17 protein-coding genes are annotated in these 16,062 nt (G+C 43.3%); 10 read left to right on the top strand and 7 right to left on the bottom strand.

The features are described from left to right. The first annotated feature begins 135 nt into the window (after positions 1 to 135). Genes VR862_RS07285 through VR862_RS07275 form a run of 3 tightly spaced genes read left to right on the top strand, consistent with a single transcriptional unit; the run spans position 136 to position 2,793 of the window. The gene (locus VR862_RS07285; protein WP_324720295.1) at positions 136 to 1,302 is read left to right on the top strand and encodes a PepSY-associated TM helix domain-containing protein; all 1,167 of its coding nucleotides are present in this window, start codon (positions 136 to 138) and stop codon (positions 1,300 to 1,302) included. A gap of 60 nt (positions 1,303 to 1,362) precedes the next feature. Beyond that, positions 1,363 to 2,103: a lysophospholipid acyltransferase family protein gene (locus VR862_RS07280; protein ID WP_324720294.1), complete on the top strand. Its 741-nt coding sequence runs from the start codon at positions 1,363 to 1,365 to the stop codon at positions 2,101 to 2,103. Between the two features lie 21 nt (positions 2,104 to 2,124). Beyond that, a complete protein-coding gene (locus tag VR862_RS07275) occupies positions 2,125 to 2,793 on the top strand; it encodes an HD domain-containing protein (protein WP_324720293.1) in 669 nt (222 codons plus the stop codon). Here VR862_RS07275 and VR862_RS07270 read toward each other — a convergent pair. The 7 genes from VR862_RS07270 to VR862_RS07240 form a co-directional block, all read right to left on the bottom strand. Continuing rightward, complete coding sequence (locus VR862_RS07270) at positions 2,790 to 3,863, bottom strand: PA0069 family radical SAM protein (RefSeq protein WP_324720292.1); 1,074 nt, start codon at positions 3,861 to 3,863, stop codon at positions 2,790 to 2,792. The two genes, VR862_RS07275 and VR862_RS07270, sit on opposite strands and share 4 nt — an antisense overlap. 43 nt (positions 3,864 to 3,906) lie before the next feature. Further along, positions 3,907 to 4,689 carry an enoyl-CoA hydratase/isomerase family protein gene (locus VR862_RS07265; RefSeq protein ID WP_324720291.1) on the bottom strand — a complete coding sequence of 261 codons (783 nt, stop codon included), beginning with the start codon at positions 4,687 to 4,689 and terminating at the stop codon, positions 3,907 to 3,909. Between the two features lie 6 nt (positions 4,690 to 4,695). Continuing rightward, complete coding sequence (locus VR862_RS07260) at positions 4,696 to 6,105, bottom strand: sensor histidine kinase (RefSeq protein ID WP_324720290.1); 1,410 nt, start codon at positions 6,103 to 6,105, stop codon at positions 4,696 to 4,698. 83 nt (positions 6,106 to 6,188) lie between these two features. After that, on the bottom strand, positions 6,189 to 6,737 hold the full coding sequence (locus tag VR862_RS07255) for a CopD family protein (protein WP_324720289.1): 549 nt from the start codon (positions 6,735 to 6,737) through the stop codon (positions 6,189 to 6,191). Between the two features lie 283 nt (positions 6,738 to 7,020). Beyond that, on the bottom strand, positions 7,021 to 7,212 hold the full coding sequence (locus VR862_RS07250; protein WP_324720288.1) for a hypothetical protein: 192 nt from the start codon (positions 7,210 to 7,212) through the stop codon (positions 7,021 to 7,023). A gap of 99 nt (positions 7,213 to 7,311) precedes the next feature. Next, positions 7,312 to 8,343 (bottom strand): ferrochelatase, encoded by a 1,032-nt coding sequence (hemH, locus tag VR862_RS07245; protein ID WP_324720287.1) that lies wholly within the window; start codon positions 8,341 to 8,343, stop codon positions 7,312 to 7,314. 94 nt (positions 8,344 to 8,437) lie between these two features. Then, positions 8,438 to 9,328 carry an AraC family transcriptional regulator gene (locus tag VR862_RS07240; protein WP_324720286.1) on the bottom strand — a complete coding sequence of 297 codons (891 nt, stop codon included), beginning with the start codon at positions 9,326 to 9,328 and terminating at the stop codon, positions 8,438 to 8,440. A gap of 210 nt (positions 9,329 to 9,538) precedes the next feature. Here VR862_RS07240 and hemA point away from each other — a divergent pair, with 210 nt between their 5' ends. The 7 genes from hemA (at position 9,539) to hemB (ending at position 16,007) form a co-directional block, all read left to right on the top strand. Then, positions 9,539 to 10,798, top strand: coding sequence for a glutamyl-tRNA reductase (hemA, locus tag VR862_RS07235; RefSeq protein ID WP_324720285.1), 1,260 nt, complete (start codon positions 9,539 to 9,541; stop codon positions 10,796 to 10,798). After that, positions 10,795 to 11,718 carry a hydroxymethylbilane synthase gene (gene hemC, locus VR862_RS07230; RefSeq protein WP_324720284.1) on the top strand — a complete coding sequence of 308 codons (924 nt, stop codon included), beginning with the start codon at positions 10,795 to 10,797 and terminating at the stop codon, positions 11,716 to 11,718. Before hemA ends, hemC begins: the two co-directional genes overlap by 4 nt. Before the next feature lie 26 nt (positions 11,719 to 11,744). Then, positions 11,745 to 12,458, top strand: a complete 714-nt coding sequence (locus tag VR862_RS07225; RefSeq protein WP_324720283.1) for a uroporphyrinogen-III synthase — start codon at positions 11,745 to 11,747, stop codon at positions 12,456 to 12,458. Positions 12,459 to 12,478: 20 nt separating this feature from the next. Beyond that, positions 12,479 to 13,507 (top strand): uroporphyrinogen decarboxylase, encoded by a 1,029-nt coding sequence (gene hemE / locus VR862_RS07220; RefSeq protein WP_324720282.1) that lies wholly within the window; start codon positions 12,479 to 12,481, stop codon positions 13,505 to 13,507. Position 13,508: 1 nt separating this feature from the next. Continuing rightward, positions 13,509 to 14,003, top strand: coding sequence for a DUF6973 domain-containing protein (locus tag VR862_RS07215; RefSeq protein ID WP_324720281.1), 495 nt, complete (start codon positions 13,509 to 13,511; stop codon positions 14,001 to 14,003). Positions 14,004 to 14,005: 2 nt separating this feature from the next. Further along, positions 14,006 to 14,917 carry an oxygen-dependent coproporphyrinogen oxidase gene (gene hemF, locus VR862_RS07210; RefSeq protein ID WP_324720280.1) on the top strand — a complete coding sequence of 304 codons (912 nt, stop codon included), beginning with the start codon at positions 14,006 to 14,008 and terminating at the stop codon, positions 14,915 to 14,917. 124 nt (positions 14,918 to 15,041) lie between these two features. Then, the gene (hemB, locus tag VR862_RS07205; RefSeq protein WP_324720279.1) at positions 15,042 to 16,007 is read left to right on the top strand and encodes a porphobilinogen synthase; all 966 of its coding nucleotides are present in this window, start codon (positions 15,042 to 15,044) and stop codon (positions 16,005 to 16,007) included. Positions 16,008 to 16,062 lie beyond the last annotated feature (55 nt).

Below are 16,062 nucleotides of genomic sequence, written 5' to 3'. Positions count from 1 at the left end.
TCTACTGCAATTCATTAGCCTGAATTGATTGAGAAAGATGAGCAAAATCAGCCATAAAAAGCTGCTGCTTCTCCCAAATCCTTCTATATTTACAGCTTATTTATATCAAGTCTAAGTAAGAATAGTATTTTGATCATGAAGAACTATAGCTTTCGGAAATTCATCAATGACATTCACCTGTGGCTGGGGATTGGCAGCGGAATCATCATTTTCATCATCTGTCTTAGCGGCACGATTCTGGTTTTTCAGGAGGAGATTGAGGAGATTTTTGCTGAAGATGTAGTACTCAATGGACAAGATCTGCCTCTTAAGAGCCTCACTAATCTCAAAAATTCAATTTCTGAAGCCGGGTTGGGCCAACTTAGCTCCATCACTATTCCCTCCGGAAAGGAAGGATTTTACGAAGCCCGGATTAAAACCTCGCCAGAAGACCGGCGTGGCACCAGCTTTCTTGTCAATCCTCATACGGCTGAAGTATTAGCTCAACCCGAATCGGCAGCTTCAGAATTTATGTTCAGCATGTTTAAGCTGCATCGCTGGCTGCTGCTCGACAGCTCCATTGGCCGCCCCATTGTGGGCATAGCCACAATTATCTTTATGATCCTTTCTGTTTCAGGATTAATTCTGTGGTTTCCACGGAAGTGGCGCTGGAGAAATTTTAAACAGGGGTTTAAGATCAAGACCAAAGCCAACTGGAAAAGGATCAACCACGACCTGCACAACACCCTCGGCTTTTATGCCCTGCTGCTTATCATCATCATGGGCCTTACAGGATTGTGTTGGTCCTTCGAGTGGTACAGAGAAGCAGCCGGCGCAGTTATTGGCACGAAAGTCTTCAATCGTGGCGGTGGCGTTGAGTTCGATCCCGAGCCAGTTTCGGAAGAAAATATCGCGAGCCTGGACAGGATTTACGCCATTATACACGAAGAATTTAACTACGAAGGAGAAGTGAGTATTGGATTGCCCGGAGAGGATTCGCCGGTGTATAACATCAGGAAGTATGACGAATCGGCTTTTTCACCTGTTATTTCAAACAAGCTCGTGCTGGACCAAAGCGGCAAGGTTCTTCAAAAAGACATTTTTAGTGATAAACCATTAAATGTGCAGATCGCTTCGCTTATAAAACCCATTCACCTGGGGGAGATCTATGGCACGTTTTCAAAGATACTGTACTTTATTGCCTGCCTCATCGCCACTAGCCTGCCGGTCACCGGTACTATAATCTGGATCAATAAGCTGAGGAAAAAATCTTCTAAAAAGAAATCAGCTAAAAAGCTAAGGCGGGAAAAAGTTGCAGCTTAATTCAATATTGCATAGCAGGATTAAAATGTAGAAATTGCAGCCTCTTGCAAGCAAGTAAAAATGAAGACCTTTAAAAAGATCCTTTCCTATCCCCTTTCGGTATTATTCTACATTTTCTTTTTTATCACGCTCCTGGTATTTCATCCTATCCAGTGGATTTGTCTCAAGTTGGGTGGCTACCAGGCGCACAAAAAAAGTGTGGATATCTTTAACTTTTTTCTGCTGCGCTGCCTTAACATTCTCGGTACCAGGTTCAGCATTGAAAACCCTTATGACTTGCCGGTCGACAAGTCCTGTATCTTTGTTGCAAATCACCAGGGGATGTATGATATTCCTCCCATTATATGGCACTTTAGGAAACATCATCCAAAATTCGTGAGCAAAAAAGAACTTGGAAAAGGAATACCGAGTATTTCTTATAACCTTCGGCATGGCGGTAATCTTTTGATAGACCGAAAGAATGGCCGCGAAGCTTTGGTGAAGATGAGCAAATTTGCCGACTACCTCAATGAACATAAACGCTCTGCCGTAATTTTTCCTGAAGGAACCCGCAGCCGCACCGGGGCTCCCAAGAAATTTGCGGTGCAGGGATTGCAGCTGCTCATCAAGAAAATGCCCGGGGCAGTCATTGTTCCCATCACCATCAATAACAGCTGGAAACTTTTTCGCTACGGAAATTTTCCAATGGGTATTGGAGTCCACCTGATGCTAAAAGTCCATGAGCCCATTGCTGCAAACGCTGAAGCACCCGATGCCCTCGTCGCACAGGTAGAAAGAACTATTACTGCCGATATCATCTAAAAATGCCGTTTTTAAGTACCTATGGATAAGAACCAGATCATTGACAATACCGTTCATTTTGTAAAGACTACTCTGAAGAATGCCGAAGGAGGTCATGACTGGTTCCACATAGAAAGAGTGCTTAAAAATGCGGAAATCATTGCCGCTTCCGAAGATGTGGACAAGTTTGTAGTCGCTCTGGGAGCGCTACTTCACGATATCGCCGACTCAAAATTCCACGAAGGAGATGAAACTGTCGGGCCGAGATTAGCGAGAGAATTTTTACAGGAACAACAGGTACCTGCAGCTATAATAGAGCACGTAGAGAATATCATAAAGTGGATCTCCTTCAAAGGAGGAAATGAAGCGCAGCAATTTCGTTCCCCTGAACTGGACGTCGTACAGGACGCCGACAGGTTGGACGCGCTGGGGGCAATTGGAATTGCCCGTACCTTTAACTACGGCGGACATAAAGGCCGCCCACTTTTTGATCCCGAAGTGAAACCCAACCTCAACATGACAAAAGAGGAATATAAAAGCTCTTCGGCACCAACCATTAATCACTTCTATGAAAAGCTCCTGCTTTTAAAGGACCGGATGAATACCGCTACCGGAAGAAAACTCGCCGCAGAAAGGCACAGGTACATGGAGAACTTTCTTCAGGAATTCTATAAAGAATGGGGACTACCTTCTCAAAAATGGGATTTTTAGAACAGCTTCATTTGCCCATCCTTGTATTGCTCGTGAAGATCACAGTTTAAGCCGGGCCGCTCCCGATCCTTTAAATAAAGTTTTCTCGCTATAGCAAATTGTTGTGCTACCTGGTCTGCAATATTTCCGTCACCTTTCATACGGCTTCCAAAACGACTGTCGTTGAGATTTCCGCCGTGGCATTCAGCAATTTGATGCAGGACCTTTTCAGCCCTTCCGGGCATAGCTTTCCTTATCCATTCAGAAAATATTTCCCCTATGGCACCATTCAGCCTTACTACGGTATAACCCACACTACAAGCCCCTCTTGCTGCGATTTCTTTTACCAGCGGCAGGATCTCATGGCTGTTGATGGATGGAATAATGGGGGCCATCATAACGCTCACGGGTATCCCCCTGGAGCTTAAAACTTCAATGGTCTGCAGGCGTTTTTTAATACTCGCTGTACGTGGTTCCAGCAACTGGCGGGTGCGTTCCTCCAAAGAAGTTATACTTAAATTAACCCGCACTAAATTATCCTTTGCAAGCTCCTGCAGGATATCAACGTCCCTTTGGATGAGCGCATTCTTGGTAATTATTCCCACAGGATGCCTGTACTTCAAAAAGGTCTGTAGCAGCTTCCTGGTGATCTCCAGTTTTCGCTCTACAGGTTGATAGCAATCTGTATTTCCCGAAAGCACGATAGGAGCTGCTTTCCAGCTCCTGCTGCGCAGTTGTTGTTCAAGCAACTCAACAGCATTGCGTTTTACGAGGATCTTTTGCTCAAAATCGAGTCCGGCACCATAGCCCCAGTATTCATGGGAATTTCTCGCATAGCAATAGACGCAGCCATGTTCACAACCCTGGTAAGGGTTAAGGGAATATTCCAGGCCCACATCGGGACTGGTTACTTTGTTTACAATAGTCTTAGGAAAGGTTTCAATAAAAGCCGTTTTAGAAGAGGTAGCTTCCTCACCTTCGGCCGCACAATAATTAAGGAAATCATCCCTCATCTCATAAGACAAGGCATCAAACCTGTTCTTGACCTGGTGCTGCGCCCCTCTCCCCTTGATAAAATCGTTCCTCTCCATAAGGAACAAAGATAGGATTTTTTCCTACTATCAGGAAATTTTCCTATTTACCAGGGAAGTCTGCTTTGCGTTTATTAAGAAAAGCAGAAGTTCCTTCCTTAAAGTCTTCGGTGCCGAAGGAGCTTCCAAATTCCTCTATTTCTACTTCAAAACCATTAATACCCGTCTGGTAGTTCGCATTAACAGCTTTAATAGCTGCCGCAATCGCTACCATAGAATTGTTCATGATCTTTCCGGCAAGTTTTTCGGCTAAGGGAATTAATTCTTCGGGTGTGGTAACGTGGTTCACCAAACCATGTTCTTTTGCTTCTTTTGCATCGATCATTCCCGCAGTCATGATCATCTCCATAGCCTTGCCTTTGCCTACTAACTGAGGTAATCTCTGGGTTCCTCCATAACCCGGAATGACTCCCAAAGAAACTTCGGGCAATCCCATGCGGGCATTATTGCTGGCGATCCTGAAATGTGCAGCCATTGCCAGTTCAAGCCCCCCACCAAGTGCAAAACCATTGACAGCTGCAATGACCGGCTTTGGAAAATTCGCCACTACATCAAATAATTTCTCCTGCCCTTCAGCCGCGAGACGTTGTCCTTCTTCCGGAGAGAATTCAGCAAATTCGCTGATATCTGCACCGGCAACAAAGGCTTTTTCACCACTTCCGGAGAGAATGATCACCTTGATATCCCGGTCTTCCCTGGCAGATTCAAAAGCTTCATTAAGCTCTCCAATGGTTGCCCTGTTTAGGGCATTCAACTTGGAAGGCCTGTTAATGGTGATGTAGCCTATGCTATTGTTCTCTTCAAAAAGTATATTTTCAAACTCCATTTCTTGTTATTTTGGAAAGTGCACCTTAAAGATAGTGCCTTTATTTAATTTTGACGTAAACTCTATACTCCCACCGCAGCTCTCTACAATATTCTTTACCATCGCAAGGCCTAGACCCATTCCGCTGGACTTGGTGGTGAATTTAGGCTCGAATACCTTGTCCTTATTTTCTTCGGAAATTCCCACTCCATTATCTGATACTATTAAACAGGCACGACCTTCTTCTTCGGTAACGGTCACCAGTACTGCCGGATTCTTCTCCTTATCGACTGCCTGCACTGCATTTTTCACCAGGTTTGTAACTACCCTTATCAACTGAGTGCGATCAAATTTGGCTATGATCTCCTCTTTCTCGGAAGAGAAAAGGATATAATCTTCGTTGAAAATATCGAGGGCAAGTTTTACTATTTTTGGAACATTGAGGGTTTCATTCTGCTGCGCCGGCATCTTCGCAAAATTCGAAAAAGCGGAAGCTATTGAACTCATAGTATCTATCTGCGTGATCAAAGTATCACTGAATTCATCTACTTTTTGCTGCATCTGTGGATCATTGGGATCGAACTTCCTCTGGAAATTCTGAACGCTAAGCCGCATTGGCGTAAGCGGATTCTTGATCTCATGCGCCACCTGCTTTGCCATTTCCCTCCAGGCTTGCTCCCGCTCACTGCTCGCAAGTTTGGCGGCACTTTCTTCCAGCTCGTCGATCATAGAATTGTAGGCAGCCACGAGTGTAAATATCTCTTCACTTACATTGCCTATCTCTATCTTCTGGTTCTTCTTATCCAGTCGGGTTTGATGTATCCTTTCTGAAACCGTTTTTAGACTGCGGGTGATGTATTTTGAAAGGAAATATGCGAGCAGAATGGCCAGCACCAGCATAAACAGGTAAACCTCGGTGAGTTTTACCAGAAAATTCCGTAGGTCCCGGGTGATAAAATAATCATCTTCCAGGTAAGGAAGATTGAGAATTGCCAGAGGGCGGAATTTATTATCGGTAATAAAAGTATAAGACGATTGAAATCTTTTGTCATTTTTGACGATGTGCCGAATCACCCTCTTGCTTGAGGACGAGTGCAACTGCTCCAGCACCTGGTCGTCCAGCCTTAGGTCTGTAGTATCGGGAAAGAACGATTGGTTGGATTTAAGAATAAGGTCACCATCCAAACTGTACACGTTGATTGGCATATTGTGTACCTGGGAAACCTCGTGGATCTTGTCATCCTGTTTAAGAATAAGATAGACCGTCTCCTCCTTTATTTCGTAGGTAGTACTTTCTACCACAAACTTGATATGTTCTCTTATTGCCTCTTCCTTCCTCTCCAGCCTCTCCCTGTGATAGGTCTGTGCTTCTTTCTTGTATTGTAAAACCGTAATTCCTCCAATAAGGATCGAGGCCAGTAAGACCAGGACGATCATTGAGAGGAAAATTCGGGTTCTTAAAGAGAATTTCAAATGTTCTTGTTTAAGGTGGCAAAGTACTCAACAATTATTAAACCATTCTACGCATCAGGATTTTTGGAGCGAACCCGCTTGTAGATCTTTATTCCCAACATGAGCATTCCGGCCAGTAAAAAGATCCCGATCACACCATAGATCCAGTTAAGGGCATCCTTTACTATAACTAGAAAAGTCACTGCAAATAAGATCAAAGTAGAGACTTCGTTCCACAGTCTCATTTGGTTTGAGGTCCAGGTGATCTTGTCATTTTGCATCTGCTTGAATATGTGATGGCATTTAAAGTGATATGCAAAAAGCAGAACCACAAATAAAAGTTTTACATGCATCCAGGGCATTTGCAACCAAGCCGGCACGATGATGAGGAGCCAGACAGCAAACAAGGTCGCAAGGATAGCTGAAGGCCAGGTAATGATATACCACAACCTTTTGGTCATCAATTTTAATTGGGTGCTTAAAATGCTCTTTTCGGGTTCAGGTTTTGCCCAGGCTTCTATATGATAGATAAACAGTCTCGGGATGTAAAAGAGTCCGGCGAACCAGGTGATCACAAAGATGAGATGAAGGGCCTTGATGTAATTGTAGTATTCCAATTTTATTCTGAAGGTTTTTTATCTGGATTGAGGCGGTGTTAAAAATAGCAAGAATGGTAATCTTTTTTCTTCCAATATATAGATCATGAGGTAAGGAAAAATGTTTAGAGGAAATTCTCTGAAGCCATTTTTCTTCCTGGAAAAAGCTTCAGGGTTCTGCCTGATGTAATTAACACCGCTTTCAACCTCCTGAACAAACCTTTCTCCTAACCCTTTTTGTTTATTCTCATACCAGAGATACGCTTTTATTTAATCCTTCTGGGCTTCTTTCCGAAAATCAACTTCAAAAGCCATACAAGTCTTTAATATTCTGCCTCACATCTTCCCACCTATCGCCCTCGGTCTTTCCTTCGAGGTAATCCCTGTAGCGCCTTATTAACTCCTCCTCTTGCTCAGGTGAGATGTTGAATTCTTCTAAAAGCTTAGTTTTTTGTTCTGAAATATAATCCTTACCAGGTTCCGAAGCTTGAAACACTTTTGGAGCTTGTCAACAAGTTCCATTTTAAGCCTCTCCTTTTCCATATCCTAACAAAGATAAAGAAAACTGCATTTTAAAGAGGTGTCAAAAATGGGATTATACGGCAACATTTTGGTGAGCCCATTCATCGATCCAGCGCGCCAGGACCTTCACCCAATCCTCGCGGTCATTAAGACAAGGCACAACAGTGAATTTTTCTCCTCCTACCTCTTCAAAGATCTCTTTACCTTCCATTGCAATCTCTTCAAGAGTTTCAAGACAATCTGAAACGAAGGCCGGAGTAACAATCGCGAGATTCTTCACGCCTTCGAGTCCTTTTCTCTCGATCGTACGGTCGGTGTAAGGCTGCAGCCATGGATCAAAACCAAGTCTTGATTGAAAGGATACCGAATATTTGCCTTTTTCAAGCCCCAGGTATTCGGCTACTAATTTTGTGGTTTCGTAACATTGGTGACGATAGCAGAACTGATGCGCAGCAGAAGGAGTTTGGCAACAACTGCCATCAATCTTACAATGCGACTTTGTGATATCGCTCTTCCTGATATGCCTTTTTGGAACCCCGTGATAAGAGAACAAAAGATGATCGAAATCCACTCCTTTCAGGGATTCAGAAATACTTGTGGCTAAGACCCGGATATAATCTTCATGATTATAAAACGCAGGAACCGAAGTAAAGGTCATCTGCGGAAAATGCTTTTTCCGAAGTTCTTCAGCTAACACCAGAATGGTTTCGGTAGTAGCCATAGCAAACTGCGGATAAAGCGGAAAAATGAGCACTTCATCAACTCCCTTATCCTGCAGTTCCTGAAGTCCGCTTTTAATAGAAGGCTTTCCGTAGCGCATTGCAAGAGCAATTGGCACCGAAGTCAATTCATCAACCTTTTCCTGAAGCCTTTCAGAAAGTACAATAAGAGGAGAGCCTTCCTCCCACCAGATCTTCTCATAAGCCTCAGCCGATTTCCTGGGCCGGGTATTGAGAATAATTCCTCTTACTAAAAGCGTGCGGGCCCAGTAAGGCACATCAATCACCCTTTCATCCATGAGGAATTCATCGAGATATTTTTTTACATCTTTTGGATCTGTACTATCGGGAGAACCAAGATTAACAAGTAAAACTCCTTTGCTCATCTTTTAAATTTGCTTCAAAAATACAATTATTACGTTCGGTTGAAAATGCTTCAGGAAGCTTTAGAAAAATGGTTCCATTGAAGGAACTTATAGATCAGGCTTCCGAAGAAAGGGACATCAGGTATTTTTTTGGAGTAGTTCCAAATTTTTTCCTGAAAGCAGCAATGAAATGGCTGGAAGTGCTATATCCAACCTTCAAACCGACTTCATTGACATTATATTCCCCCGAATCCAGAAGTTTCCGCGCATATTCCATTTTGTAATCAAACAGGAAACTGAAAACAGAGTCACCATAGATCTGCTTAAATCCTTCTTTTAATTTTTTCATACTCAGGCCAATTTCCCTCGAAAGTTCCTGCAAGGAAGGCGGTTCGGCCATTTTTGCAATGACTATTTCCTTCGCCTTCCTAATCTTCAATACATTTTCCTCATCTGTTAAGAAAGGACATTGCTCCACATCGGGCTCTTCAGACCTATTGAAGTAAAGGCTCAGCAATTCATATGCCTTTGCTTTTAGGTAAAGGTTCTTTATGGAAGCAATCACATTGTAGTTCATCACCTGGTTAAGAACAATGACCATTCCGGGCGTAAGCACACTATCCTTATAATATTGTTTGTCCCTGTTCTCCAGGCTCAAAAAACTAATGTATCCTGCTTCTTCAGAAAAAAGGGCATGAAATTTTTTAATGGAGATAACAATCGAGATCACCCAGCTTTGCGGTTGGAGCTCAAGGTCTATTGGCAGGTCTCGCTTGGGGTTGTACAGGAGCAATGCATTTTCCTCCAGAAGAGGGATCTTGTAGCTTCCATTATTGAAGAAAAACCTTCCTTCCCCTTTTCCGGAAAAGTGAAACTGAATAAAATTGCTGTTGATGTTTCGCTGCACCTTCAGCGCCTGCTTCGAAGGATTCTGGAACTTCAGCAAATAAAATCCCTCCTCCAGCTTCGTCTTTTCAAAGGTACTTTGAGCGACATTTTCTTCCATAGCAAATTACTTATTTTGGCGGCTTCTATTTAGAAAGATTCTAAAGAGAATTACAGGGTTACCAGATTTCACAGGTAAAATTAGCCCAAAAATATGATTTTGATCAGTTTTTGGGCTAAAATCACGTGCAGCGACAAAAAATGTACTTTGAGCGTTGTTTTTTACTTTAACGTTAGCTTAAATTTGTCCGTTGAATTCCTAATCAGGTACATGGAAGATTACAATATTTCAAGAGGGAAACATTTCTATACTATTGGGCTTAGCTACAAAAAAGCCGACGCAGAAATAAGAGGCCATTTTAGTTTAGACGAAACCGGAAAGAAAAATTTGCTTGAACAGGCAAAAGCTGAAGGTATCGACGGGCTTATTGTTACTTCAACCTGTAACAGAACCGAGATCTACGGTTTTGCCCAGCACCCATTTCAATTGATCAAGTTGCTTTGTGAACACACTCACGGCACGGTTGAGGAGTTTGAAAAAGTAGCATATGTTTACAAAAACAAGGATGCTATTTCCCATATGTTCCGCGTTGGTACGGGACTGGACAGCCAGATCCTGGGAGACTTTGAGATAATTAGTCAAATAAAATCTGCATTTAACAACTCAAAGGATATAGGAGTCTCAAATCCCTTTTTAGAGAGGTTAATAAACTCTGTTATTCAGGCAAGTAAACGCATAAAAAACGAAACAGATATTTCTTCGGGTGCTACATCGGTGAGTTTTGCCTCTGTACAATATATCCTGAAGAATTATGAAAATCCTGCAGACCAGAACATTCTTCTCTTCGGAACCGGAAAAATAGGTCGCAATACTTGTGAAAATCTGGTGAAACATACCAAAAATCACCATATCACCCTTATAAACAGAACAAAAGATAAGGCAGAAAGAATAGCCGGAAAATTTGATCTCACTGTAAAAGATTACGCCGATCTACAGGCAGAAATAAGACAGGCCGATATTCTCATTGTAGCTACAGGGGCACAAAACCCTACTATAACCAAAGAACTGGTCTACAACAAAAAGGACCTGCTAATACTGGATCTTTCGATCCCGAAAAATGTATCAGATGAAGTGGCCGATCTTCCGGGAGTTTCAATAATTCACCTTGACGACCTTTCTCAAATTACAGATGAAACTCTTGAGCGTAGAAAAGCAGCGATCCCAAAAGCGAAAGAGATCATCCACGAAATGGAAGCTGATTTTAATTCCTGGCTGGAAACAAGGAAATTTGCACCTACCATAAAAGCTCTGAAAAAGAAACTTCGCGCCATGAAAGACGCCGAAGTAGATTTTCAACGCAAAAAGATCCAGGACTTCAATGACAGGCAGGCTGAAGTTCTAGGTGACAGGATCATCCAAAAGATCATGAACCAGTTTGCCAATCATCTTAAAGGTGACTCAAATTCTACTGATGAAAGTCTGGAATTGATCCAGAAGGTTTTTCAACTTGAAGAGCCTATAAAAAGATGAGCAGGGTGATCCGAATAGGAACCCGGGACAGCGAACTTGCCCTCTGGCAGGCCCATGCGGTAAAGAACGCTCTTGAAAAGCTGGGTCATGAAACACAGCTGGTGCCGGTAAAATCCCAGGGTGACCTGGTGCTGGATAAGCCCCTTTACGAATTCGGGATCACAGGGATCTTCACCAAGACCCTTGACATTGCAATGATCACAGATCAAATTGATATTGCAGTACATTCCATGAAAGATGTGCCAACGGCACTACCAAAAGGAATTGTAGAAGCAGCGGTTCTAAAAAGGGCAAATACTCAGGACATTTTGGTTCACAAAGGCACCGATTTCCTTAACGAAGAAGGCATAGTTGCTACCGGAAGCCTGCGACGCCAGGCCCAATGGCTGCACAAATATCCCAACCACGAAATAGTAGACCTTAGAGGCAACGTGAATACACGCCTTCAAAAACTGAAAGACAATAACTGGAATGGTGCCATCTTCGCTGCAGCAGGCCTGGAGCGAATAAACCTGAAACCGGATGCTTTTTTAGACCTCAAATGGATGATCCCGGCTCCGGCACAAGGCGCGATGCTGGTGGTGGCAAAAGAGGAAGATGAATTTTGCCGGAAAGCGTTATCGGCCCTCAATCACGAAAAAACTGCCATCTGTGTACATATTGAAAGAGAGTTTTTACGTGTGCTGGAGGGAGGCTGTACTGCACCCATTGGTGCCCTGGCGACCATTGATGGTGAAGATGTAGATTTTAAAGCTGCACTCTTTAGCCTTGACGGGCAGCAGAGAATTGGAGTGGAGAAGAAAATCTCTGTTTCAGAGCATGAAGGTTTTGGCCGGGCATGCGCAAAAGAGGTGCTTGAAGCTGGCGGCGCAGAACTTATGCGGGAAATAAAAAAAGCCGTGAACAACACCAAAGGTTAATCGCCAACAAATTCCCCAAAAAAGATTTGGCAAGATCACAAGATAGCGACAGCCTTTCAAAACCGACTCCGAGAGGAGGCAGGACGGCTACTGTTCTTTCTACTAAAAAATTGACCAGGGCTCAGCGGGAGCTACTTCTCAACAAAGGAATCGGTTTGGTAGAAGCCGATTTTATTAAAGTTCAGCCAATCGATTTCCACGTCGAACAGCTTCCGGATAATATTATTTTTACCAGTAAAAATGCTGTTTATGCTATTTTGGAGCATCCTTTGGAAAAGGAGATTCGGGAGAAAAAAATCTTCTGCGTGGGGGAAAAAACAGCAATCCTTTTAGAGAATAATGGCTTCAGGGTTTCAAAAATGGCAAATTACGGAGCAAATCTTGCTTCCGAGATCATAAGTCAACATAAGGAAGAAGAATTCCTGTTTTTCTGCGGAAAAAAGAGGCATGCAGAGCTTCCGGAGCAATTGACATCGGCCGGAATCCGTTTCACGGAAGTCGAAGTCTATGATACTCAGACGCAATCAAAAAAAATTGATCGTACCTTTGACGGAGTGCTGTTCTTTAGTCCGAGCGCAGTGAGAAGTTACTGTTCCTTAAATGATCTAAGGGGAAGCCTGGCTTTTTGTGTTGGAACAACAACAGCATCGGAAGCTAAAAATTATACTAATAACATCATCATCGCCTCCACCCCATCTATTGAGAATGTGATTGTGCAGGTGGTGAGAACTTTTACATAAATAGAAGATACTTTTCAAAAATGATAAAAAACGATCTTTTTCTTAGAGCTTTAAAAGGCGAAACGGTGGAACGCCCGCCGGTATGGATGATGAGACAGGCGGGAAGATACCTGCCAGATTTTATGAAGCTCAAGGATAAGTACGATTTCTTTACCCGATGTCGCACCCCGGAACTGGCAACTGAAATCACCGTAATGCCAATTCACCAGGTAGGCACAGATGCTGCTATTCTTTTTAGTGACATTCTGGTGGTGCCGCAAGCGATGAATATTGAGGTGCAGATGAAACCCGGCCTGGGCCCATGGCTCCCCAATCCCGTGAGAACCTCTGCCGATGTTGAAAAGGTGATAGTGCCCAACGTGCATGAAACCTTAGGCTATGTATTGGAGGCAGTTAAAATGACAAAGAAGGAACTCAACGATGAAGTTCCCCTGATAGGTTTTGCCGGTTCTCCATGGACAATTCTGTGTTACGCAGTACAGGGACAGGGTTCCAAAAATTTCGATATCGCCAAGAAATTCTGTTTTACGAATCCGCAGGCAGCCCATACGCTGCTTCAAAAGATCACCGATACTACAATCGCCTACCTCAAGGCTAAAGTTGAAGCCGGAGTAGATGCGGTGCAGATTTTCGATTCCTGGGGCGGAATGCTTTCTCCTGAAGATTACCAGGAATTTTCATGGAAATACATTCAGCAGATCATAGATGCTTTAAAATCGGAAATTCCGGTGATAGCATTTGGGAAAGGCTGCTGGTTTGCTTTGGATAAAATGGCTCAATCTGGAGCTTCTGCCTTGGGCGTGGACTGGACCTGTTCCCCACAAATGGCAAGAAAATTAACCGGCGGAAATATCACTCTTCAGGGGAATTTTGATCCCAGCAGGTTGTATTCCCCTCCTTCAGAAATAAAGAGGATGGTGAATCAAATGATCAATGACTTCGGAAAGGACAAATATGTAGTGAACCTGGGCCATGGGATCCTTCCGGATATACCGGTGGAGAATGCGATCGCTTTTGTAGAAGCAGTTAAGGAATATAAAGCCTTTTAAAGTGGCAATAGGTAAAAGAATAGCAAGCCTGAATTTCAAAGAGCTGGCTATTCTTAGCGGGATCTTTTTAAAACATCCGCTTTACCTTATCCCTACCTGTAAGGCGACTAATAGAACGGTGAAGATCTGTAACCAGCTTTATGGGGCGCTGCATCATGAAGATAACAAGACGAACGCTTTTCGACATGCCCTTTGGAATTACCTGATCTGCAAATATTGTTTGTCTGTGGCAGGATCGGTTGAAAAAGCGGCAGGCTGGAGTAAAAAGATCACAGACCTGCATGAGCGGTTATCTCCAAATTCTGGATTAGCAAAGGCTATGGACCTGCATAACAACAGGATAGGAAGGGAATTATTTACAAATAGTCTTGACAAAGATGTAGATGTTGTAAGCCTTATACAGCAAAAGACAAAAGAAGCAGTGAAAGTCAGATCTTTAAATGACATTGAGAAATCAACGGAAGACCTGGTTTTTATTGAAGAAATTAGATCATAAAGATGAAAGAGAAATTTTACTCATACATTCAGGACCTCCAAGACAGGATCACTGCTAACCTGGAAGCCATTGACGGCGAAGCAGTTTTTAAAGAAGACCTGTGGCGCCGGGAAGAAGGCGGAGGTGGAAGAACCAGAGTCATAGAAAACGGAGCTGTTTTTGAAAAAGGAGGAGTAAATATTTCAAAAGTCTATGGACCTCTTGCCCCTGCAATGCAGAAGCATTTTGGCGTTGGAGATGTCGATTTTTTTGCCTGTGGCCTTAGCCTTGTGATCCATCCCAAAAATCCGATGGTTCCCACGGTACATGCCAACTGGCGGTATTTCGAAATGTATGACAAAGAAGGCAATACAGTAGACAGCTGGTTTGGCGGCGGACAAGATCTTACTCCATATTATCTTTTTGAGGAGGATGCGAAACATTTCCATCAAATCTGTAAGTCGGCCTGTGACCGGCATGATCCATCTTTTTACCCTGAATTTAAAAAGAAATGTGATGAATATTTCTGGAATGCGCACCGCGACGAAGCCCGCGGAATTGGCGGCTTATTCTTTGACTACCTGAGACCTTCAGAAAAAATGGATGAAGAAGCATGGTATGATTTCGTTTCAGATGTAGGAGATAGTTTCCTCAAAGCCTATCTTCCTATTGTAGAGAAAAGAATGGAACTATCTTATAATCCGCAGCACCGCAACTGGCAGGAAATAAGAAGAGGCCGCTATGTAGAATTCAATTTGGTGCACGACAAAGGCACTTTATTTGGATTAAAGACCAATGGCAGGATAGAAAGTATTTTGATGAGCCTCCCTCCGCACGTGCAGTGGGTTTACGACCATCATCCGGAACCGGGAAGTGAGGAGGAGAAATTAGAAAAAATTCTGAAAAAGCCACGAGAATGGGTGACGAAAGAGTAATCGGTGGTCAGTGATCGGTGATCAGGTTTCTTGAACCTCCAAATTTCTTTTTACCTTGAACCTTGAACCTTGAACCTTGAATCTTGAACCTTGAATCTTGAACCTTGAACCTTGAATTAAAATCATGCTAATACGAAACCGAAGACTTAGAACTAACGAAGCAATACGAAGCCTGGTAAGGGAAACCATCATTACACCTAATGACTTCATTGTGCCTCTATTTGTTGTGGAAGGAGAAAATGTAAAGGAAGAGATCGCCTCTATGCCCAATTACTACAGGTACAGTCTTGATCTCCTGAAGAAGGAAGTAAAAGAGCTTTGGAATCTGGGTCTAAAATCGGTTCTGGTTTTTGTCAAAGTACCCGATAACCTGAAGGACAATAAAGGAACAGAGGCACTTAATGCTGAAGGCCTCATGCAACGTGCGGTGAAGACAATAAAGGAGGCGGTTCCAGAAATGCTGGTAATGACCGATGTGGCTCTCGATCCCTATTCGTCCTATGGCCACGACGGAATTGTAGAAAATGGACAGATCATCAACGACGCCACGAAAGAAGTACTTGCAAAAATGTCACTTTCGCACGTGCAGGCAGGAGCAGATTTTGTTGCTCCCAGCGACATGATGGATGGTCGTATAAAAGCGATCCGGGAATTGCTTGAACAGGAGGGACATGTTAATTCGGGTATTATGAGCTACAGTGTGAAGTACGCATCAGCCTTTTATGGGCCGTTTCGGGATGCCCTTGATTCTGCACCCGGATTTGGTGATAAGAAGACTTATCAAATGGATCCTGCTAACCGGAAAGAAGCCATTAAAGAAACGCTTCAGGATGTGGAGGAAGGAGCCGATATTGTTATGGTCAAGCCGGGGCTATGTTACCTGGACATCGTGAGGGAGATCAAAAATGCTGTCAATGTGCCGGTGGCAGTGTACCAGGTAAGCGGAGAATATTCAATGCTCAAAGCAGCAGCCGAAAAAGGTTGGTTAAACCATGATGCAGTAATGCTGGAACAACTAACAGCCATCAAAAGAGCCGGGGCCCAATTGATCGCAAGTTATTTTGCGAAGGACGCTGTTAAATTGCTATAGGCCATCTGCTTTTTATTTAATTTTAGGTTGTGAAGCAGCAGCTGTTATTAGCAGT

The organism is Salinimicrobium aquimaris, from assembly GCF_035607535.1.
GTDB lineage: Bacteria > Bacteroidota > Bacteroidia > Flavobacteriales > Flavobacteriaceae > Salinimicrobium.
The sequence above is the reverse complement of the archived record's forward strand: the minus strand, read 5'-3'. Positions and strand labels throughout refer to the sequence as shown.